Source organism: Novosphingobium sp. FW305-C-30-35 (assembly GCF_058783135.1).
Genome location: NZ_JBYSYJ010000001.1, coordinates 2,987,927 through 3,008,224, shown reverse-complemented (window position 1 = coordinate 3,008,224; position 20,298 = coordinate 2,987,927). Strand labels below are relative to the sequence as shown.

Annotated in this window: 19 protein-coding genes; 15 read left to right on the top strand and 4 right to left on the bottom strand. The window is 63.9% G+C overall.

All coding sequences use genetic code 11. The features are described 5' to 3' along the window. The first annotated feature begins 7 nt into the window (after positions 1–7). Genes glgC through glgX form a run of 4 tightly spaced genes read left to right on the top strand, consistent with a single transcriptional unit; the run spans position 8 to position 6,130 of the window. Positions 8–1,267, top strand: coding sequence for a glucose-1-phosphate adenylyltransferase (gene glgC, locus AC3WLM_RS14955; RefSeq protein ID WP_492477801.1), 1,260 nt, complete (start codon positions 8–10; stop codon positions 1,265–1,267). Then, positions 1,264–2,742, top strand: a complete 1,479-nt coding sequence (glgA, locus tag AC3WLM_RS14950) for a glycogen synthase GlgA (protein WP_492477800.1) — start codon at positions 1,264–1,266, stop codon at positions 2,740–2,742. Before glgC ends, glgA begins: the two co-directional genes overlap by 4 nt. After that, positions 2,739–4,367 (top strand): alpha-D-glucose phosphate-specific phosphoglucomutase, encoded by a 1,629-nt coding sequence (locus AC3WLM_RS14945; RefSeq protein WP_492477799.1) that lies wholly within the window; start codon positions 2,739–2,741, stop codon positions 4,365–4,367. The genes glgA and AC3WLM_RS14945 overlap by 4 nt, the downstream gene beginning before the upstream one ends. Further along, positions 4,364–6,130 (top strand): glycogen debranching protein GlgX, encoded by a 1,767-nt coding sequence (glgX, locus tag AC3WLM_RS14940; RefSeq protein ID WP_492477798.1) that lies wholly within the window; start codon positions 4,364–4,366, stop codon positions 6,128–6,130. The genes AC3WLM_RS14945 and glgX overlap by 4 nt, the downstream gene beginning before the upstream one ends. A 3-nt stretch (positions 6,131–6,133) precedes the next feature. On the opposite strand, the gene AC3WLM_RS14935 is transcribed toward glgX, so the two are convergent. Both AC3WLM_RS14935 and AC3WLM_RS14930 read right to left on the bottom strand, forming a co-directional pair. After that, positions 6,134–6,781: an RBBP9/YdeN family alpha/beta hydrolase gene (locus AC3WLM_RS14935; RefSeq protein ID WP_492477797.1), complete on the bottom strand. Its 648-nt coding sequence runs from the start codon at positions 6,779–6,781 to the stop codon at positions 6,134–6,136. A gap of 125 nt (positions 6,782–6,906) precedes the next feature. Further along, on the bottom strand, positions 6,907–7,791 hold the full coding sequence (locus tag AC3WLM_RS14930; protein WP_492477796.1) for a helix-turn-helix domain-containing protein: 885 nt from the start codon (positions 7,789–7,791) through the stop codon (positions 6,907–6,909). Positions 7,792–7,897: 106 nt separating this feature from the next. Here AC3WLM_RS14930 and AC3WLM_RS14925 point away from each other — a divergent pair, with 106 nt between their 5' ends. Then, complete coding sequence (locus tag AC3WLM_RS14925; protein ID WP_492477795.1) at positions 7,898–9,088, top strand: cytochrome P450; 1,191 nt, start codon at positions 7,898–7,900, stop codon at positions 9,086–9,088. 182 nt (positions 9,089–9,270) lie between these two features. After that, positions 9,271–9,852 (top strand): murein L,D-transpeptidase catalytic domain family protein, encoded by a 582-nt coding sequence (locus AC3WLM_RS14920; RefSeq protein WP_427463393.1) that lies wholly within the window; start codon positions 9,271–9,273, stop codon positions 9,850–9,852. Here AC3WLM_RS14920 and AC3WLM_RS14915 read toward each other — a convergent pair. Further along, positions 9,845–10,702: a LysR family transcriptional regulator gene (locus AC3WLM_RS14915; protein WP_492477794.1), complete on the bottom strand. Its 858-nt coding sequence runs from the start codon at positions 10,700–10,702 to the stop codon at positions 9,845–9,847. The two genes, AC3WLM_RS14920 and AC3WLM_RS14915, sit on opposite strands and share 8 nt — an antisense overlap. Positions 10,703–10,802: 100 nt before the next feature. Here AC3WLM_RS14915 and AC3WLM_RS14910 point away from each other — a divergent pair, with 100 nt between their 5' ends. From AC3WLM_RS14910 to AC3WLM_RS14885, 6 genes are all read left to right on the top strand, one after another. Next, positions 10,803–11,966, top strand: coding sequence for an isovaleryl-CoA dehydrogenase (locus AC3WLM_RS14910; protein WP_492477793.1), 1,164 nt, complete (start codon positions 10,803–10,805; stop codon positions 11,964–11,966). Between the two features lie 33 nt (positions 11,967–11,999). Then, on the top strand, positions 12,000–12,986 hold the full coding sequence (locus tag AC3WLM_RS14905; protein WP_062345087.1) for an alpha/beta hydrolase: 987 nt from the start codon (positions 12,000–12,002) through the stop codon (positions 12,984–12,986). Beyond that, positions 12,983–14,584, top strand: a complete 1,602-nt coding sequence (locus AC3WLM_RS14900; protein ID WP_492477792.1) for a carboxyl transferase domain-containing protein — start codon at positions 12,983–12,985, stop codon at positions 14,582–14,584. The genes AC3WLM_RS14905 and AC3WLM_RS14900 overlap by 4 nt, the downstream gene beginning before the upstream one ends. A 14-nt stretch (positions 14,585–14,598) precedes the next feature. Then, the gene (locus AC3WLM_RS14895) at positions 14,599–16,470 is read left to right on the top strand and encodes an acetyl/propionyl/methylcrotonyl-CoA carboxylase subunit alpha (RefSeq protein ID WP_492477791.1); all 1,872 of its coding nucleotides are present in this window, start codon (positions 14,599–14,601) and stop codon (positions 16,468–16,470) included. Continuing rightward, entirely contained in the window at positions 16,470–16,919 is a 450-nt protein-coding gene (locus tag AC3WLM_RS14890) for a MaoC family dehydratase (protein ID WP_039333806.1), read from the top strand. The genes AC3WLM_RS14895 and AC3WLM_RS14890 overlap by 1 nt, the downstream gene beginning before the upstream one ends. 218 nt (positions 16,920–17,137) lie before the next feature. Further along, positions 17,138–17,326, top strand: coding sequence for a hypothetical protein (locus AC3WLM_RS14885; protein WP_156452074.1), 189 nt, complete (start codon positions 17,138–17,140; stop codon positions 17,324–17,326). Positions 17,327–17,357: 31 nt separating this feature from the next. Here the strand turns inward: AC3WLM_RS14885 and AC3WLM_RS14880 are convergent, their stop codons facing one another. Beyond that, entirely contained in the window at positions 17,358–18,287 is a 930-nt protein-coding gene (locus AC3WLM_RS14880; protein WP_062345091.1) for a LysR family transcriptional regulator, read from the bottom strand. 123 nt (positions 18,288–18,410) lie between these two features. On the opposite strand from AC3WLM_RS14880, the gene AC3WLM_RS14875 reads away from it, so the two are divergent. The 3 genes from AC3WLM_RS14875 (at position 18,411) to AC3WLM_RS14865 (ending at position 20,283) form a co-directional block, all read left to right on the top strand. Continuing rightward, entirely contained in the window at positions 18,411–19,145 is a 735-nt protein-coding gene (locus AC3WLM_RS14875; protein WP_052242272.1) for a pirin family protein, read from the top strand. A 59-nt stretch (positions 19,146–19,204) separates the two neighbouring features. Further along, the gene (locus AC3WLM_RS14870; RefSeq protein ID WP_492477790.1) at positions 19,205–19,621 is read left to right on the top strand and encodes a DoxX family protein; all 417 of its coding nucleotides are present in this window, start codon (positions 19,205–19,207) and stop codon (positions 19,619–19,621) included. 83 nt (positions 19,622–19,704) lie between these two features. Beyond that, complete coding sequence (locus tag AC3WLM_RS14865) at positions 19,705–20,283, top strand: nitroreductase family protein (RefSeq protein WP_039333798.1); 579 nt, start codon at positions 19,705–19,707, stop codon at positions 20,281–20,283. The last annotated feature ends 15 nt before the right edge of the window (positions 20,284–20,298 follow it).

The following is a 20,298-nucleotide window of genomic DNA, read 5'->3' as shown; positions in this document are numbered from 1 at the left end:
ACAGGGGATGCGCGAAACTTACTCTCAGCCACTGGCCCGCGATGCGATGGCCTATGTCCTGGCTGGCGGCAGGGGCAGCCGATTGAAGGAACTGACCGACAACCGCGCCAAGCCTGCGGTCTACTTCGGCGGCAAATCACGCATCATCGACTTTGCCCTCTCCAACGCGATCAACTCGGGCATCCGCCGCATCGGCGTCGCCACGCAGTACAAGGCGCACTCGCTGATCCGCCACATGCAGCGCGCGTGGAACTTCATGCGTCCCGAACGCAACGAGAGCTTCGACATCCTGCCCGCCTCGCAGCGCGTCTCGGAAGATCACTGGTACGAAGGCACTGCCGATGCCGTGTTCCAGAACATCGACATCATCGCCTCCTATGCGCCCAAGTACATGGTCATCCTCGCTGGCGACCACATCTACAAGATGGACTACGAGCTGATGCTCCGCCAGCACGTCGACAGCGGCGCGGACGTCACCATCGGCTGCCTCGTCGTGCCGCGCATGGAAGCCACCGGCTTCGGCGTGATGGCCGTGGACAAGCACGACACGATCACTGCCTTCGTCGAAAAACCTGCCGATCCTCCCGGCATTCCCGGCAACGAGGAAATGGCGCTGGCTTCGATGGGCATTTATGTCTTCGAGACGAAGTTCTTGTTCCAGATGCTGCAGGAAGACGCTGACGACCCGAACTCAAGCCGCGATTTCGGCAATGACATCATCCCCAAGATCGTGAAGAACGGCAAGGCGGTGGCACATCGCTTCACCAATTCCTGCATCCGTGCGGCCGAGGAAATCGAGGAATACTGGCGCGATGTCGGCACGATCGACGCCTATTTCGAGGCCAATCTCGATCTTACCGACACGGTGCCCAAGCTCAACATGTACGACCGCGACTGGCCGATCTGGACCGACCAGATCATCGCCGCGCCGGCCAAGTTCGTGCACGACGAAGATGGCCGTCGCGGCATGGCGATCTCCTCGCTGATCTCACAGGATTGTATCGTTTCCGGCGCCATCGCCCGACGCAGCCTGTTGTTTACAGGGGTAAAAATGGGCTCGTTCTCTTCCTGCGAGGAAGCGGTGATCCTGCCCTATTGCAACATCGGTCGTGGCGCCAGGCTCAGCCGCGTGATCCTCGATTCCGGCGTGCGCATTCCCGAAGGCCTCGTCGTGGGTGAGGATCCGGAACTCGATGCCCGCCGCTTCCGCCGCTCCGAAAGCGGGGTTTGCCTCATCACCAAGCGGATGATCGACCGGCTGGCATGACGATCAGGGTCCTGTCCGTTGCCTCCGAGGCGGTGCCGCTGGTCAAGACCGGCGGCCTTGCCGACGTGGCAGGAGCGCTGCCTGCTGCGGTTGCGCCGCATGGCGTTGAAATGACGACGTTTCTTCCGGGCTATCCGGCAGTGATGAACGCGCTTTCCCGCCCTCGAGCGCTGCATACCTGGGACAACCTGCTGGGCGAAAAGGCGCGGCTGGTCGGCGGCAAGATCGACGGCCACCCGTTGTTAGTCCTTGATGCACCAGCCTTTTTTCAGCGCGATGGCAACCCGTACGTCGACTCTTCGGGCCGCGACTGGGCCGACAACTGGCGTCGCTTTGCCGCATTCGGTCGGGCGGCGGCGGATGTTGGTGGGGGCATGGTCAAGGGACGCGCGTTTGACCTAGTCCACGCGCATGACTGGCAGGCGGCCATGGCATTGGCATACCTGCGTTTTTCGCCGCCTGACGGTGGCAAGCGCGTGCCCTCGGTAATGACCATTCACAACATGGCGTTCCAGGGGCACTACGGCGCGGACGTTTTCCCGGCGCTCGGTTTGCCGCCCCATGCCTGGGCAATGGACGGGGTTGAATATCACGGCGGCGTCGGCTTCCTGAAGGCAGGACTCGAAGCGGCGAGCATGATCACCACGGTCAGCCCGACTTATGCGCGCGAGATCCGCACCGCCCAATTTGGCATGGGATTGGAAGGACTTATCGTCAGTCGAGCCGATCGGGTGATAGGCATCGTCAACGGCATCGACACCGTGCAATGGAATCCGGCAACCGATATCCAACTCCCGCAGGCATACGGGCAACTCTCGAAGGCAAACGGGCAACTCTCCCTGGGCAAACGGGTAGCCAACAAGCGCGCACTTGAGGCAGAATTCGGACTTGAAGCGAGCGACGGCCCTCTCTTCATCGCCGTCACCCGCCTCACCTGGCAGAAGGGCATCGACGTCCTTCTCGAGTGCATCGACCACCTCGTCGGCATCGGCGGGCGCCTCGCCCTCCTCGGCTCCGGCGACAAGGCGATGGAGAACGCCTTCCACGCCGCGGCCATGCGCCACCCCGGCAAGGTCGGTGTGCGGATCGGCTATGACGAGGGCCTTTCGCACCGCATGCAGGGTGGTGGCGATGCGATCCTCGTGCCTTCGCGCTTCGAGCCCTGCGGCCTGACGCAGCTTTATGGCCTTGCCTATGGGTGCGTGCCGGTGGTGGCGCGGACTGGGGGGCTTGCGGACACCGTGATCGACGCCAATCTGGCGGCCGTGATGGGCGGCGTGGCGACGGGTGTGCAGTTCGATGGCGTGAATTATGCGAGCCTTGCCGATGCCATCAGCCGCACTGTCACACTCTACTGGCAACGCGATACCTGGCGTGCCATGCAGCGCGCCGGAATGAAGACCGACTTCTCCTGGAACCGCTCCGGCAAGGCCTATGCGGACCTCTATGCCGCCCTCATCGCGGAGGACCAATGACCCGTACCGTACCGTCGACGCCCTACTCCGACCAGAAGCCCGGCACTTCCGGCCTGCGCAAGAAGGTGAAGGTTTTTCAGCAGCCGGGCTACGCTGAAAACTTCATCCAGGCAGTGTTCGATGTGGTCGAGCGGGAGCCGGGCAGCACATTGGTCCTCGGCGGTGACGGTCGCTTCCACAATCGCACGGTGATCCAGCAGGCGATCCGCATCGCCGCCGCCAATGGCTATGGCAAGGTGCTGGTCGGCCAGGGCGGCATCCTCTCCACCCCCGCCGCATCGAACGTGATCCGCAAGTACCGCGCAAGCGGTGGCCTGATCCTTTCGGCCAGCCACAATCCCGGCGGGCCGGAGGAAGACTTCGGCATCAAGTACAACATCGCCAACGGCGGCCCCGCGCCGGAAGGCGTGACCGAGGCGATCTATGCCCGCACCCGGACCATCGACCGCTGGTTGACCGTCGATGCCCCCGATGTCGATCTCGACACGCTGGGCACGACGCAGGTTGGCGACCTGACCGTCGAAGTGATCGATTCCGTGGCCGACTATGCCGAGCTGATGGAAGAGCTGTTCGACTTCGCCGCCATCCGCGCCAATGTCAGCGCCGGTTTCACCATGGCGTTCGATGCGATGAGCGCCGTAACCGGCCCCTATGCTACTGAGATTCTTGAGAGCCGTCTGGGCTTTCCCAAGGGCACGGTGCGCAATGGCGTTCCGCTGGAGGACTTTGGCGGGCATCACCCCGACCCGAACATGGTCCACGCACAAGAGCTGTTCAAGACGATGTTCGGTGCTGAAGCGCCCGATTTCGGCGCAGCATCGGACGGTGATGGCGACCGCAACCTGATCGTCGGGCGTCACCGCTTCGTCACGCCTTCGGACAGCCTCGCCATGCTTGCGGCGAACGCACATCTCGCACCGGGCTATGCGAGCGGCCTCAAGGGGATTGCCCGGTCGATGCCCACCAGCGCCGCGGCTGATCGCGTTGCCGAAGCGCTTGGTCTGCCTTGTTTCGAGACGCCGACCGGCTGGAAGTTTTTCGGCAACCTGCTGGATGCCGGCATGGCCACGATCTGCGGCGAAGAAAGCGCCGGGACCGGCAGCGATCACGTGCGCGAGAAGGATGGCCTGTGGGCCGTGCTGCTCTGGCTCAACATCCTCGCCGTCCGCAAGATCAGCGTCGACCAGCTTGCGCGCGAGCACTGGGCGAAGTTCGGCCGCAACTATTACGCCCGCCACGATTACGAAGCGCTGCCAACCGACAAGGCCGACGCGCTGATGGCGGAACTGAAAGCTGCACTCGAAAGCCTTCCGGGCCAGACTTTCGGATCGCTCGCAGTCGCCCAGGCCGACAACTTCTCCTACCTCGATCCGGTCGACGGCTCTACCAGCAGCAACCAGGGCGTGCGCGTGATGTTCGCGGGCGGCTCGCGCGTGGTCTTCCGCCTCTCCGGCACCGGTACCGAAGGGGCGACCTTGCGCGTCTACCTCGAACGCTATGAACCGGTTGGCGGCGACCTCGATCGCGAAACGCCCGACATGCTGGCCGACCTGATCGCGGCAGCCGATGCCATCGCCGGGATTGCGCGGCACACCGGACGGACTGCGCCCGACGTGGTGACGTGACGCCCGGCGTCGAGATCACGGACGGCAAGACCCGCTTCACCGTCCGCTCGCCGCATGCCGAAGCCCTGACGCTCTGCCTGTTTGACGGCGAGCCTGAACAGCGCGTGGCCATGACGCGCGTGGGCGAGAACTGGACGGCCGAACTGCCCGGCGCGTTGTGCGGCATGGGTTATGGCTACCGCGCTTCGGGAGCGTGGAATCCGGCGGCCGGCCAGTGGTTCGATCCCGCCAAGCTCCTGGTCGATCCTTACGCCATCGAACTCGACCGCCCCTTCACCTACGACGCCAGCTTATCAGTCTATGGCGTGGATACGGCGGCGATTGTGCCGAAGGCGGTGATTGGCCTCTACGAACCGGCTACCCCTGCACCGCCGCTATTCCGGCACGGAGGCCTGATTTACGAGCTCAACGTGCGCGGCTTTACCAAGCTGCACCCAGATGTGCCCGAGGCATTGCGCGGCACTGTCGCCGCGCTCGCGCATCCGGCGGTGATCGCGCACCTCAAGCGCCTGCACATTTCCGCCGTGGAACTCATGCCGGTGGTCGCCTGGATCGATGAGCGGCATCTCCCGCCGCTCGGCCTCAGCAATGCATGGGGCTATAACCCGGTGGCGATGATGGCGCTGGACCCGCGGCTGTGCCCCGGCGGCGTTGCCGAACTGCGCAAAACCGTTGCCGCACTGCGCGCCGAAGGGATCGGCGTGATCCTCGACATCGTACTCAATCACAGCGGCGAGTCCGACGTGCTCGGGCCGGTCCTGTCGCTGCGCGGGCTGGACGACGGAGCCTATGCCAAAGCGTCTGACGGCAGACTGATCAACGACACTGGATGCGGCAACACCCTTGACTTCGGCAATCCCGCGGTGCGCCAAGTGGCGCTCGATAGCCTGCGGCACTTCGTCCGCCACTGCGGCGTTGACGGCTTCCGCTTCGATCTCGCCCCGATCCTCGCAAGAAGCCCGGGCTTTGCCGCCGATGCTCCGATCTTTGCCGAGATTGCCGCCGATCCACTCCTGGCCGACCGCGTCATGATCGCCGAGCCTTGGGACGTTGGCCCCGGCGGATACCAACTGGGGAGTTTCCCGCCGGGCTGGCTCGAATGGAACGACAGGTATCGCGATGACGTGCGCCGGTTCTGGAAAGGCGAGGCTGGCGTTGACGTGCTGGCCACGCGCATTGCCGGTTCAGCCGATCTGTTCGGGAAGGACTGCCGCTCGGTCAACTTACTGGCCGCGCACGACGGCTTCACGCTGGCCGACACCTTGGCCTACGAGCACCGCCACAACGACGCCAACGGCGAGGACAATCGCGACGGACACGGCGAGAACTTCAGCTGGAACAACGGCGCCGAGGGCGTGACCGAAGATCCGGAAGTCCTCGCCCGGCGCTCTGCCTTTGCCCGCGCCATGCTCGGCACGCTGTTCGTTTCGACCGGAACGATCATGCTGACCGCCGGGGACGAGTTCGGCCGCAGCCAGCTCGGCAACAACAACGCCTATGCGCAGGACAATGCGATCACCTGGATCGACTGGGAAGGCCGTGACCGCGACCTTGAGAGCTTTGTCTTCGGATTGGCCGCGTGGCGCAACGAACGATCGAGCGCATTTGTGCGCTTCTCAGAAAACGGCCAATGGCGTCGGCTGGATGGGGCGCCGATGCATCCGGGAGACTGGGAATGGCCGCAGACCCGCGGATTCTCGTGGGAAGGCCCGGACTATTGCCTTCTTATAGACCGGACCGGACCGAACGCCGGTCCGGCCTGATCATCATGCCCCCAGACGGCGCAATGCGCGGTCGGGGTGAAAGGAGCCGAGCGGCACGCGCTCACCGCTTTCCAGCGTGACCGGCCTGGGCAGGAGCTGGTTCAGCAGCAGCCGACCAAACGTCCATTCACCGAGGCGGGATTCAGCATTGATGTGCCCGACCTCACCCGCGTCGGCGAAGCGGCTGCCCCACGCCTGGGCGAGCTGGCGGGCCTGCCCGATGCCCATGTAAGGATCGTTCCTGCTGGCGACGAGGATCGACGGGAACGGCAGCTCTCCCTGCGGGAACGGCGCAAAACGGGTAAGCCGACGGTCGATCGGGCGCACTTCGACATCGGGCGGGGCAACGAGCAATGCGCCCAGAACCCTTCCGTCTGCAGGTTTTTCGAACTCGGCCCACCAGGCGACCGCCAGGCAGCCCAGGCTGTGAGCGACTAGCACGACCGGACGATCGGCCTTGTGCACGGCGAGGTTGATCTTGTTGACCCAGGTATTGCGATGCGGGTCGTCCCACAGGCCGAGATCAATGCGCTCGCAATCGGGCAGGTCCTGCTCCCACTGCGATTGCCAGTGGCCGGGGCCGCTGTTGCCGAGGCCGGGAACGGTAAGGACAAGCGGGTCCTGCCCCGCGAACGAGCGTTGGTGAGTCATGTGCTGTCTCCAGAAAAGGAAGGCCGGTCGACTCGGATTACGTCCCGACATTCAGCAGAGATAACTCAACTAATTTGATAGACAAGGGGTGTGCGCCGGATTGCAGGCCGTTTGCGTCAGACTGATTACGCTCCTTTGGAGCTTCGTGCGCGGCGGAAGGCTGTGGTGGTCTGCCCGGTCCGCGCCTTGAAGAAGCGGGCGAAATAGGCCGGGTCGGCAAAGCCCAAGGCATAGGCGATCTGCGCCGCACTGGCCCCCGAGAAGGCAAGATTGCGGCGAGCTTCGAGGACCTGGCGATCATGCACGATCTCGGCAGGCGGCTTTCCGACCAGCGCTCGCGTGGCGCGGGTCAAGGTTGACGTGGTCGTGCCCAATCGGGCGGCGTAGTCGGCAACAGGCAGATGCTCGCGATAGTGCCGCTCGACCAGTGCCCTGAAGCGGGCGACAAGGGGTTCGCGCCCATCGGCCGGCGCATCGAGGTTGCCTGTGCCCGCTTCGATGGCCGTGGCAAGGATAAGCGCGACCTGGGCCAGCAGTGTCGGGCCGACCTGATCCTCCTGCCCCAGGCGCTGGCCAAGATCCCCCAGCAACCATGCAAGGCGCTGGAGTATCAGCGGGTGGGCGGCGAGTGATATAGCCAAGGCACTGCCGCCAAGCGCTTCCATGCTGCCGAGCAAGCCCCTGAGACGCGGATCGTTGGCGAGGTCGGCAGCGACGGACAACACCCAGCCTTCGGCACCTGCATCAAAGCGGAAGGCGTGCACGCAGGCGGGCGGGACGATCACCAGAACCGGAGCTGCGAAGCTCTGGACAGAACGCTCCCCATGCAATTCGCTGCCGCCGTTCTCCACCACCAGCAATTGCAGCATGTGGGGATGCGCGTGGGGATCGATTGTCCAATCGTGCAAGGTGGCACGATCGCGGATGCGTTCGAGATGGACGAACTCCGGCGGCAGGGAAATCCCCTCCTCACCGTAGAGCGTGTAGCGACTGAAGCCTTCCTTCCGCATCTGCCGCAATCTCGCAGGCTGCGCGAAAAGTGCAAGTTTTTGCGCGCGCGGTGCGTCGCGCCATTTGCGCTTCGCGTGCAGCATCAATCGAGAGAGGAGACCTGTCATGGCTACCGTCATCGAGCGGCCCGCGTTTCGCTTTGACCCATATTCCCCGGCAACCGATGCCGATCCGTTCCCGGCCTACAAGACGTTGCGCGATGAACACCCTTGCTTCTGGTCCGAAGAGGCCGGGAAGTGGGTGCTTTCGCGCTATTCCGACGTGCTCAATGCGCTGCAGGACTGGCGGACCTATTCCTCGGCGCAGGGCAACCTGGTGGACGAGTTTCCGGGCCGCGCCGGATCGACGCTGGGCTCCAGCGATCCGCCGCGCCACGACCGCCTGCGGGCGCTGATCCAGTCGGCAGTGACCAAGCGCGCGCTGGAGCACATCGTCGAGCCTGCGAGGGCAGCGGCCCGCGCGCATCTGGCCGCGATTGCCGACAAGCCGGTGTTCGACCTTGTCGGAGACTATACCTCGAAGCTGACGGTGGACCTGCTGTTCTACCTGTTCGCACTGCCCGAGGAGAACGCGGACCTCGTGCGGCACAACGCCGTGCTGATGGTGCAGACCGATCCAGTGACGCGCAAGAAGGGACCGGAACACCTCGCCGCGTTCCACTGGATGGCGGATTATGCGGAAAAGCTGGTGGCGGCGCGCAAGGCCAACCCGGGCGATGACTTGCTTTCGAACTTCATCACCGCCGAGATCGACGGCGAGAAGCTGCTCGACAAGGAAGTGCAGCTGACGGTCACCACGCTGATCATGGCCGGGATCGAGAGCCTTTCGGGCTTCATGGCGATGTTCGGGTTGAACCTCGCCGATTACCCGGAGGCGCGGCGCGCGCTGGTCGCCGACCCTTCGCTGATCCCGGACGCGATCGAGGAATCGCTGCGGTTCAACACATCGGCGCAGCGCTTCAAGCGGACGCTGACACGGGACGTGGAATTGCACGGGCAGGTCATGAAGGCGGGCGATGCGGTGATCCTCGCCTATGGCTCGGCCAATCGCGACGAGCGGATGTTCGACAATCCGGACGTCTACGACATTACCCGCAAGGCGAAGCGGCACCTCGGGTTCGGCGGCGGCGTCCATGCCTGCCTAGGTTCGATGATCGGGCGGCTGGCGACGCAGATTGCCTACGAGGAACTGCTCAAGGTCGTGCCGGACTTCACCCGGGTGGATGAGAAGCTCGACTGGGTTTCATCCTCGAACTTCCGCAGTCCGAAAGCGCTGCGGCTGAAGAAGGCGGGCTAAGCTAACCCGGCGGCTCGGCAGGTGGCGGGTCATGCACGACTCGTCGCAAGGCCGGGCCGCCCCTCTTGCAGATGTGATGTACCGCATACATTTTGAGGCCCAATGGACGATAACCGGGGTCTCGCATAATGGTTCCTGATCGGCGCCAATTTTTGGGCGCCATGGTTGCAACGCTGGGTAGCATGGCGGTTTCGGGCCAGCCGGCGATGGCAGTAACACCTGTGAAAGAGCCGGAAGTCTCGCCGTTCGCCCGGCCGACGCCGCCGTTGCTGGTGCAACGCGCGATTGCCGCGCTCGATGCGCATGGCGCGCATATCCGCCATCGTGATCTCGTCGGTCTGGTCGATTTCGGCAAGGCCTCGCGCGAGGCTCGCTTCCATCTGGTCGATGTCGCAGGCGGCAAGCTCGTCTCCTCGCACCTCGTCTCGCACGGCAGCGGATCGGATCCGGCGAACAGCGGCTGGGTACAGCGGTTTTCGAACGCCTATGGCTCCAACGCCTCGAGCCCCGGCGCTTTCCTCACCGGCGTGACCTATTACGGCAAGCATGGCCGTTCGCGCCGCCTGATCGGGCTTGAGGACGCCAACAGCGCCGCGCTCGAGCGCGGTATCGTGATCCACGCGGCGAGCTATGTCAGCGAGGACATGGCCGCAACGCAAGGCCGCATCGGACGGAGCCAGGGCTGCTTCGCGTTTTCGAACAGCGACATCAACGGCGTGCTCGAGCGGCTGGGCGAAGGCCGCCTGCTCTACGCCGTCAAGTAAACGCGGCGCGCGCGGCTTCGGCCAGCGCACTGCCTTCTTCGACCAGGTCCGGACGCTCGCGCGCAGCGATCAGCACGATGGTGCGCCGGAAATCGTAATCGGCCAGCGGCACCGCGACGACGCCGTCGCGCGCGAGTGACTGCGGCGCGGTCGTCACGCCCATTCCGACCCTCACCATCTCGATGCAGCGATCGTCGTTGGACGAGCGCAGGAAGAAGGGCGGGCGCACGCCGCGCTGGGTGAACCAGCGGCTGGTCTCGCCGAGGATTTCGCAGGAGCGGCGGGCGATCATGGTTTCCGCGGCAACGTCGCTGGCGTCGAGCAAACTCGCGCCGGCAAGGGCATGTCCTTCGGGCAGGAGCAGGCGATAGCCTTCCTCCAGCAGCGGCAGCGAAGGCCTGTCCGCGTCTTCCGGCCGCATCAGCGTCAGAATGGCGTCGACCTGTCCCTCGCCCAGCTTGCGGCGCAGTTCCGCATCAGTGCCTTCGGCCATGGTCAGCGGCTGCGGTCCGGCATGGCGGCGGGCAAGACTGGAAAGCGCAAGCGTGGCGATCGAGGGGAGGACGCCGAGCCGCAAGGGGCTGAGCGGCACGGGCGCCTCGGCAAAGGCGGCTTCGGCTGCGCGAAATTCCCGCTCGATGGCACGCGCGTGATTGACCAGCCGCGCGCCTGCTTCGGTCAGGCGGACCTGCCGCCGCTCGCGCAGGAACAGCCGCGTTCCGGCAAGGCGCTCAAGCTCGGCAATGGCGGCGGACAATGTCGGCTGCGAGATTGCCAGCCGCTCGGCCGCACGGGTAAAATGCCCGGTCTCGACCACGGCCAGGAACTGCCGGAGATGGGTGCGCTTCATCATAGGAAAAACCTATCGCAAACCCCGATGTAAATCAATTTTGAGCGATGGTTCTACGATGGTATCCTTCGCCCCGACAAGTTTGCAGAGGATGCCCAAGATGCGCGCCACGCCCGATTTCGACTTCGGCCTGACCGAAAGCGCCCTGATGATCCGCGAGGCTGCGGGTCGCTTTGCCGACGAGCAGATTGCGCCTCTCGCCGCCGAGATCGACCGCAACGACCGCTTCCCGCGCGAGCTGTGGGAGCCGATGGGTGCGCTGGGCCTGCACGGCATCACGGTCGAGGAAGAGTTCGGCGGACTGGGCCTCGGCTATCTGGATCACGTCATCGCGGTCGAGGAAGTCAGCCGGGCATCGGGCTCGGTCGGCCTGTCCTATGGCGCGCACTCGAACCTGTGCGTCAACCAGATCCGCCGCTGGGGCAATGACGAGCAGAAGGCGAAGTACCTGCCCAAGCTGATCTCCGGTGAACATGTCGGCAGCCTCGCGATGTCGGAAGCGGGCGCCGGGTCGGACGTCGTTTCGATGAAGCTGCGTGCCGAACCGGTTGCAGGCGGCTTCCGCCTCAACGGCACCAAGTTCTGGATCACCAACGGCACTTATGCCGATACGCTGGTGGTCTATGCCAAGACCTCGCCCGAAGCTGGCAGTCGCGGCATAACCGCATTCCTTATCGAGAAGGACATGGCCGGATTCTCGATCGGGCAGAAGATCGACAAGATGGGCCTGCGCGGCTCGCCCACCTGCGAGCTGGTGTTCGACGACTGCTTTGTGCCGGAAGAGAACGTGATGGGTCCGCTCCACGGTGGTGTCGGCGTGCTCATGAGCGGGCTCGATTACGAGCGCGTGGTGCTGGCCGGAATGCAGATCGGCATCATGCAGGCCTGTCTCGACACGGTCATCCCCTATGTGCGCGAGCGCAAGCAGTTCGGCCAACCGATCGGCACCTTCCAGCTGATGCAGGCGAAGGTCGCCGACATGTACGTCGCCATCCAGTCGGCTCGCGCTTATGTCTATGCCGTGGCCAAGGCTTGCGACGCCGGGCAGACCACGCGCTTTGACGCTGCGGGCGCGATCCTGCTCGCCAGCGAGAATGCCTTCCGCGTTTCGGGCGAAGCGGTACAGGCGCTGGGCGGCGCGGGCTATACCAAGGACTGGCCGGTGGAACGTTACCTGCGCGACGCCAAGTTGCTGGACATTGGTGCCGGAACCAATGAAATCCGCAGGATGCTGATCGGTCGTGAGCTTATTGGAGCGCGCTGATCTGCAGACGATAACAATCTTGCGGAGAGAACCATGCGCCTGAAAGCTTTCCTCGCCTGTGCTGCCCTGCTCGGGATCGCCAACCCGGCGATGGCCCGGATGGAGAAGGCGACCGTTCACAGCGCCGCAGTCGAAGGCAATCTAGAGGGCAATTCGGCCGATCGCACGGTCTACGTGTTCCTGCCGGACAGCTATGACAAGTCCAAGGGCCGGCGCTATCCGGTCGTCTATTTCCTGCATGGGTATAATTCGACCGCAGACCAGTACGTCGAGCGCAATGACTTCGATGCCGCGCTGAAGGCCTCTGGCACGGAAGCAATCATTGTCGTGCCCGACAGCATGACCAAGTGGGGCGGTTCGATGTATTCGAACTCTCCCACGGTCGGAAACTTCGAGGACTTCATCGCCGAAGACCTGGTGGCGTGGACCGACAAGCACTTTCGCACGATCCCTTCGCGCGAGGCGCGCGGCCTTTCCGGGCATTCCATGGGCGGCTACGGCACGCTGAAGCTCGGCATGAAGCGCGCAGACGTGTTCGGCGCGCTTTACGCGATGAACCCGTGCTGCCAGATTCCGCGCCCGGCATCTTCAGCCGATCCGAAGTACGAAGGCTGGTCGGTCGATCAGGCACTGACGGCGGACTGGATGAGCCGGGGCAACTTCGCGGTGGCCACGGCCTGGTCACCCAATCCCACCAAGCCTCCGTTCTATGCCGATTTGGGCACCAGCGATGGCAAGGTGAACGATCTGGTCATCGCCAAATGGGCCGCAAATTCGCCCGTAGCGATGGCTTCACAGTACCTCCCCTCGCTGCGCCGCATGAGCGGCATCGCCATCGATACCGGCGATACCGACTTCGTGCGCGCTGACGATGAACTGATCCACGAAACCCTGACCCGGTTCGGCATAGCGCACGACTGGGAAATCTATGTGGGCGACCACGGCAACCGGGTGAAGGAGCGTTTCCGCACGCATGTGCTGCCCTTCTTCTCCAAGCACCTGAAAGGCAGCACGCGTTGAGCGCACCGGTCCTCTCCAGCAACGTCGATCTGAACTCTGACCAAGCCAGAGCCCGCGCGTCGCACAACCGGGCCTTGGCTCGGGAGCTGCGTGAGCGGGTGGCAAAGGCCGCGCTGGGTGGTGACGAGCGCAGCCGAGAACGCCACGTATCGCGCGGGAAACTGCTCCCGCGCGACCGCGTTGAGCGCCTGCTCGATCCGGGCTCGCCGTTCCTCGAAATCGGCCAGCTTGCCGCCAACGGGATGTACGGAGACGAGGTGCCCGGCGCAGGCATCATCGCGGGCATTGGCCGTGTATCGGGCCGCAATTGCATGGTCTTTGCGAATGACGCGACGGTAAAAGGTGGTACCTACTTCCCGATGACGGTAAAGAAGCACCTGCGCGCGCAAGAGATTGCGCAGGAGAACCACCTGCCCTGCATCTATCTGGTCGACAGTGGCGGCGCCAACCTGCCCAACCAGGCCGAGGTCTTCCCTGACCGCGACCACTTTGGCCGGTTCTTCTACAATCAGGCGAACATGAGCGCGCGGGGCATCCCGCAGATTGCCAGCGTGATGGGGTCCTGCACCGCCGGCGGCGCCTATGTGCCGGCCATGTCCGACGAAACGGTGATCGTGCGCGAACAGGGGACGATCTTTCTTGCCGGGCCTCCGCTGGTAAAGGCTGCGACAGGCGAGGAGATCACCGCCGAAGCGCTGGGTGGCGGAGACCTCCACGCACGCAAGTCTGGTGTGGTCGATCATCTTGCCGACAATGACGAGCATGCGCTGACAATCGTGCGCGACATCGTATCGCACATTGGCCCCGCAAGAGATGCGGGCGTTGCGCGGCGTGATCCGGTGCCGCCGAAGTACGATCCGGAAGAGCTGTACTCGATCATCCCCGAGGACGTGCGCGCGCCTTACGACGTGCATGAGGTGATCGCGCGGGTCGTCGACGGTAGCGAGTTTCACGAGTTCAAGGCGCTCTATGGCACCACGTTGGTCTGCGGCTTTGCCCATATCCACGGGGCACCGGTGGCGATCCTTGCCAACAACGGCGTGCTGTTTTCGGAAAGCGCGCAGAAGGGGGCGCACTTCATCGAACTCGCCTGCCAACGCCGGATCCCGCTGCTGTTCCTGCAGAATATCTCTGGCTTCATGGTCGGCGGCAAGTACGAGGCCGAGGGCATCGCCAAGCATGGCGCCAAGCTGGTAACAGCGGTGGCGACAGCGCAGGTGCCCAAGATCACCGTGCTGATCGGCGGCAGCTTCGGCGCAGGCAACTACGGCATGTGTGGCCGAGCCTATCAGCCGCGCTTCCTGTTCACCTGGCCCAATGCGCGCATCAGCGTGATGGGTGGCGAGCAGGCGGCAAGCGTTCTGGCGACGGTGCACCGCGATGCGGACAAGTGGACGCCTGAGGAAGCCGAAGCCTTCAAGGCGCCGATCCGCCAGAAGTACGAGGACGAGGGCAATCCCTACTACGCCACGGCACGGCTGTGGGACGATGGCGTGATCGACCCGGTGCAGACGCGCGACGTGCTGGGCTTGGCACTGGAGGCTTGTCTGGAAGCGCCGATTGCGGAGGCTCCGCGCTTTGGCGTGTTCAGGATGTGATGGAGGCGAATGCAATGATCAAATCCCTCCTCATCGCCAATCGCGGCGAAATCGCCTGTCGGGTTATCCGGACTGCACGCCGCTTGGGCATTCGCACGGTAGCGGTCTATTCCGATGCGGATGCCAAGGCGCTGCATGTTCGCTCGGCAGACGAAGCCGTGCACATCGGCCCGTCGCCTGCGCGCGAGAGCTACCTTCTGGCTGAGAAGATCATCGCGGCGGCCAAGGCGACCGGAGCGGAGGCGATCCATCCCGGCTATGGCTTCCTTTCGGAGAATGCCGAGTTCGCGCAGGCGGTGCTGGATGCGGGGCTGGTCTGGGTCGGGCCGAAGCCCGCCTCGATTACGGCGATGGGCCTCAAGGATGCGGCCAAGGCGCGCATGATCGCGGCGGGCGTGCCGGTGACGCCCGGGTATCTCGGCGAGGACCAGACGCCTGAGCGCCTGCAGGCCGAGGCTGATGCCATCGGCTATCCGGTGCTGATCAAGGCCGTCGCCGGTGGCGGCGGCAAGGGCATGCGGCGGGTGGAAAGCTCTGCCGACTTTGCCGAGGCGCTGGCCTCGTGTCGGCGTGAGGCGGCGTCCTCGTTCGGCGATGATCGCGTGCTGATCGAGAAGTACATCCTCTCGCCCCGGCACATCGAAGTGCAGGTCTTCGGCGATGCCCATGGCAATGTCGTCCACCTGTTCGAGCGCGATTGTTCACTGCAGCGGCGGCACCAGAAGGTGATCGAGGAAGCACCTGCCCCCGGCATGGACGAGACCACGCGCGAAGCGGTCTGCGCTGCCGCCGTCCGCGCGGCCAAGGCCGTGGACTACGAGGGCGCGGGCACCATCGAGTTTATCGCCGATGGCAGTGAAGGCCTGCGCGCCGACCGCATCTGGTTCATGGAAATGAACACGCGCCTGCAGGTCGAGCATCCGGTGACCGAAGAAATCACCGGCGTCGATCTGGTCGAATGGCAACTGCGTGTTGCCAGCGGCGAGCCGCTGCCCAAGCGACAGGACGAACTCTCGATAAACGGTTGGGCCATGGAAGCGCGGCTCTATGCCGAAGATGCCACCAAGGGCTTTCTGCCCAGTATCGGCCGCGTGGAGGACTTCCACTTCAATCAGTATCAGGCGCGCATTGACACCGGTGTTGAAGCCGGGGCGGAGATTTCGCCGTTCTACGACCCCATGATCGCCAAGGTGATCGTGCACCGCGAGACGCGCGCCGAGGCCATAGCGGGCCTGCGCGAGACGCTGGACGAGGGCGTGGTCGGCCCGCTGATCACCAATAGCGGGTTCCTGTGGCGCTTGCTGGGGCACGCCGCGTTCCAGGCCGGGGTGGTCGATACCGGGCTGATCGAACGCAACCTCGAAAGCCTCACCACCCGTCCGGAACCGACGTCCGAAGCGCTTGGGCTTGCGGCGATGCGGCTGGTCGGCACGCCGGGCGACAGTCCGTGGACCAGCCAATCAGGCTTCCGCATGAATGCCGCCGCACGGCGCGAAGTGCATCTGGCAGACCAGTTCGGACGGGCCTTCATTGTCGAAATGCCTGAGGAGCCGGCGGTCGACTACTGGCCGGGGGAACCCGTCACAAGCATCGACGAAGGTGGCGAGCGCTTCCTTGTGCAACTTGCCAGAACTGAAGGCGGCGCTGGGGGCGCCGCATCGGATGGCGCGATTATCGCCCCCATGCCCGGCAAGGTCATTTCGGTGGACGTCGCGCCCGGTGAGTCCGTCACCAAGGGCCAGAAGCTCATGGTACTCGAAGCGATGAAGATGGAGCATGCCCTGACCGCGCCGTTCGATGGCGTGGTGGAGGAGCTGAACGCCGTGGCCGGGGCGCAGGTTCAGGTCGAGGCGCCGCTGGCGCAGATCAAGAAGGCGGAAGGCTGATGGCGGGCAAGTACTTCGACGAGTGGCGAATCGGCGACCGAATCGAGCACGAGATTCGCAGGACCGTGACCGAGACGGATAACCTGCTGTTTTCGACCATGACCCACAACCCGCAGCCTCTCCACATCGATGTGGAAGCGGCCAAGGAAAGCGAGTTCGGGCAGATTCTCGTGAACGGTACTTTCACTTTCGCCCTAATGGTTGGCCTGTCGGTCGGTGACACCACGCTCGGAACGCTGGTGGCCAATCTGGGATACGACAAACTGGTGATGCCGGCGCCGGTGTTCATCGGCGACACGATGCGCGCAACCAGTGAAGTTGTTGATTTGCGGGAAAGTAAATCGCGACCGGAGGCCGGCATCACCACGTTCAGGCATGAACTCTTGAACCAGCGCGGCGAGGTCGTCTGCCGCTGCCTGCGCTCTGCGCTGCTCAAGAAACGGCCGTAATCTGCAGACCCATTTGGTCATTTTGGAGCCAATAATCGTGGTAAATATCAATTTAATTAAGAATATTTCATTTCAGTAAACCGGCTGCCCCCAAATCATGAACAAGGGCAGCGGTTTTCGGGACCGATGAAAACTGCCTGTCCAGGGACAAACTTCGGGGGCATTCACAAATGATGGACGGAAAGAAGTGGCTTCTTGCCACAGGAATTGCTGCGGGCTTGATTCTGCCGACTGCAGCCAGCGCAGGAACACGTGCGAGCCCGCCGATTGTGGTGGCGGCCTCACCCAGCAACGGAAATCCGGCGCCGGGACCGAAGAACGGCTTCCCGCCCAGCCCTGGCCTCGAGATTGCCAAGATCAAGGCCAACGAGAACGCGGCCTTCAAGCGCAAGAGCGCGGGCACCTGAATCAAATCGAAAAGTAACTTTCGGCGCCCCGTCAGTCAGTCTGGCGGGGCGCTTTTGCATCGGGGCAACGTGAAAGCCGCTCACGCAGGGCGTCCAGCACCCAGGCGCGCGCTGGGCCGATTGGACAATCTCGCCGCCACAAGGCGTGAAAGCGATAGGCCATGCCTGGTGCTTCCGGCAGGGCCAGTCGCTTGAGCTTTCCACTGGCGAGATCAGCATTGATCAAGTGGCGAGGCATGTTGCCCCAGCCAATTCCTTCACGGAGCAAGGCATGGCGCGCACCAAGGTCTCCCAACCGCCATGTGCTCGCCGCGAAAACCGAGAAGTCCCTCCCCTGCGTCAGGTTCGACCGATCGGTCAGTACCAGCTGGCGATGCTTGCGCACTTCGCCTGGCGGGATTTTGGCCATGCGGGCCAAGGGGTGATCGGGCGCTGCGACGGGAAGCAGTTCAACCTCTCCGATCGCTTCGCGCTCAAGGTCAGGCAAGGCCACAAGATCCGGCCCCGAGATGCCTAGCTCCGCGCGCCCATCCACCACCAGCGCTGCAATCGCACCCAATGTCTCCACAAAAAGCCGCATTTGCACCGTAGGAAAAAGCGCCTGAAACTCGCGAAGCACTTCCGCAATGAGATGCGTCGGGAACATCACGTCGATGGCCAAGCCGAGTTCGGCTTCGAGGCCCTGGTTGAAGTTGCGAACCCCCGCGATCAACGCATCGACATCGTCGGTTACGGCACGCGCGTGGGCCAGCATCGCTTTCCCCGCGGGCGTCAGCACCGGCTTCTTCGATCCTTCGCGATCGAACAGCGTCACGCCGAGCTGCGACTCCAGCGTGACGATGCCGTAGCTCACCACGGAGATCGCCCGCCCAAGCTTGCGCGCGGCGCCATTGAAGCTGCCCTCATCGACCACGGCGAGGAACAGGCGCAGCTGGTCAAGGGTTGGCTGGCCGACGTCCAAGAGAAACCCTTTCAAGAAATTCGAACATTCTGATTTATCTTATCGGGATATTCCGAATGACCTGCAAGGCCTATCTACACCCCAACAGGACGGACCCCAAGCCGCCCGTTTGGAGAAATCGCCATGACCCAGACTGCCAACACGACCGCTACAAAGGCTCACATCGAACTGCGCCCCTTCGCCTCGATCGGCGCGGCGAACCACGGCTGGCTCGATGCCCACCACCACTTCTCGTTCGGCGGATACCACGATCCGGCACGCGTCCACTGGGGTGCGTTGCGCGTATGGAACGACGACCGCATCGCGCCGAAGAGCGGCTTCCCCACCCATCCGCACAGCGACATGGAAATCATCACCTACGTGACCAGGGGCGCGATCACCCATCGCGACAGCCTGGGCAACGAAGGCCGCACCGAAGCGGGCGACGTGCAGGTCATGTCGGCAGGCACGGGCATCGCCCACTCGGAATTCAATCTGGAAGACGAGGAAACCCGCCTGTTCCAGATCTGGATCATCCCCGATCGCCGGGGCCACGCGCCAAGCTGGGGTGCCCGGCCGTTCCCCAAGGATAGCCGGGAAGGCAAGTTCGTTCCCCTCGCCTCGGGCATCGCTGGTGACACCGATGTGCTGACGATCAATGCGAACGCCCGCGTTCTGGGCGCGACGGTGAAGGCCGGCGAAACGGTCCGCTACGAACTGACCGAAGACCGCCACGCCTATCTTGTTCCTGCCAAGGGCAAGATTCGCATCGGCGAAATCGAAGCCAATGCCCGTGATGGCGTTGCCATTACCGGGGTGACCGAGATCGTCATTACCGCTCTCGAGGAAGCCGAACTGGTGCTCGTCGACGCGGCCTGACCGTGACCGAACTGTTTTCTCACATTCCCCAATTACGACTGTTGCAAAGGACCGATCCCATGACTTCCCTCGCTCTCGAGACGCGCGGCGGCTCATCCACCACTTCTGACCTGCTGGCGTCAGCCGGCCGCGTCTTTCTCGCGGCGATCTTCGTGCTGAGCGGTGTTTCCAAGCTTGCCGATCCGACTGGCACGATCGCCTACATCACCAGCGCGGGCCTGCCTGCCCCCAGCCTTGCCTATGGCGCTGCCGTGGCGGTGGAACTTGTCGGCGGCCTGCTGTTGATCGCCGGCATCCGCACCCGCATCGTTGCTTCGGCCATAGCTGCATTCAGCCTTGCCGCCGCCTTCGGCTTCCACGCCAACCTGGCTGACCAGAACCAGTTCATCCACTTTTTCAAGAACGTGGCGCTGGCCGGTGGCCTTTTGCAGGTGACCGCTTTCGGCTCGGGCCGCTTCGGCTTCGACCGCCGCTGAAACCTACCCCCCGCGGGCCGGAGTGCAGTTGCGCTCCGGCCCTACCCCCTTATCTCTCTCCAACCTCTCCCAAGGAGCATTCAATGACCCGTACCGCTTCCCCCAGCGTCCTGCCGATCATCGTCGATCGTTGGAGCCCCCGCGCATTCGACGGCTCGGCCGTGCCGCAGTCTGACCTTGACGTGATCTTCGAAGCCGCAGGTCTTGCCGCCAGCGCCTACAATTACCAGCCCTGGCGCTTTGCCTATGCCCACAAGGGCGATGCAAACTTCGACGCGTTCCTCTCGGCACTGGTGCCCTTCAACCAGAGCTGGGCCAAGGATGCGGGCGTGCTCGTTTTCGCCGTGTCCGACGAATTCATGCGCAGCGACAAGGGCAACAACCCCAACCACAGCCACAGCTTCGATACCGGTGCGGCATGGGCCAATGCGGCACTGCAGGCCCTGCACCTTGGTTATCACACCCACGGCATGACCGGCGTCGACTTTGCCAAGGCTGCCGAAGTGCTCAACCTGCCGGAAGGCTATCGCGTGGAAATGGCTTTCGTGATCGGCAAGCAGGGCGACAAGTCGCAGTTGCCCGAAATGCTCCAAGAGCGCGAAGTGGTGAGCGACCGCAAGCCGGTGAGCGAAATCGCTTTCGCCGGGCCGTTCACGGCATAAGCACAAGTGGCGCCG

Bases quoted from the DNA above. Each gene is read 5' to 3' on its own strand.
- glgC (WP_492477801.1), top strand. From the start codon at position 8: ATGCGCGAAACTTACTCTCAGCCACTGGCCCGCGATGCGATGGCCTAT.
- glgA (WP_492477800.1), top strand. From the start codon at position 1,264: ATGACGATCAGGGTCCTGTCCGTTGCCTCCGAGGCGGTGCCGCTGGTC.
- AC3WLM_RS14945 (WP_492477799.1), top strand. From the start codon at position 2,739: ATGACCCGTACCGTACCGTCGACGCCCTACTCCGACCAGAAGCCCGGC.
- AC3WLM_RS14935 (WP_492477797.1), bottom strand. From the start codon at position 6,781: ATGACTCACCAACGCTCGTTCGCGGGGCAGGACCCGCTTGTCCTTACC.
- AC3WLM_RS14930 (WP_492477796.1), bottom strand. From the start codon at position 7,791: ATGCGGAAGGAAGGCTTCAGTCGCTACACGCTCTACGGTGAGGAGGGG.
- AC3WLM_RS14925 (WP_492477795.1), top strand. From the start codon at position 7,898: ATGGCTACCGTCATCGAGCGGCCCGCGTTTCGCTTTGACCCATATTCC.
- AC3WLM_RS14920 (WP_427463393.1), top strand. From the start codon at position 9,271: ATGGCGGTTTCGGGCCAGCCGGCGATGGCAGTAACACCTGTGAAAGAG.
- AC3WLM_RS14915 (WP_492477794.1), bottom strand. From the start codon at position 10,702: ATGAAGCGCACCCATCTCCGGCAGTTCCTGGCCGTGGTCGAGACCGGG.
- AC3WLM_RS14910 (WP_492477793.1), top strand. From the start codon at position 10,803: ATGCGCGCCACGCCCGATTTCGACTTCGGCCTGACCGAAAGCGCCCTG.
- AC3WLM_RS14905 (WP_062345087.1), top strand. From the start codon at position 12,000: ATGCGCCTGAAAGCTTTCCTCGCCTGTGCTGCCCTGCTCGGGATCGCC.
- AC3WLM_RS14895 (WP_492477791.1), top strand. From the start codon at position 14,599: ATGATCAAATCCCTCCTCATCGCCAATCGCGGCGAAATCGCCTGTCGG.
- AC3WLM_RS14890 (WP_039333806.1), top strand. From the start codon at position 16,470: ATGGCGGGCAAGTACTTCGACGAGTGGCGAATCGGCGACCGAATCGAG.
- AC3WLM_RS14875 (WP_052242272.1), top strand. From the start codon at position 18,411: ATGACCCAGACTGCCAACACGACCGCTACAAAGGCTCACATCGAACTG.
- AC3WLM_RS14870 (WP_492477790.1), top strand. From the start codon at position 19,205: ATGACTTCCCTCGCTCTCGAGACGCGCGGCGGCTCATCCACCACTTCT.
- AC3WLM_RS14865 (WP_039333798.1), top strand. From the start codon at position 19,705: ATGACCCGTACCGCTTCCCCCAGCGTCCTGCCGATCATCGTCGATCGT.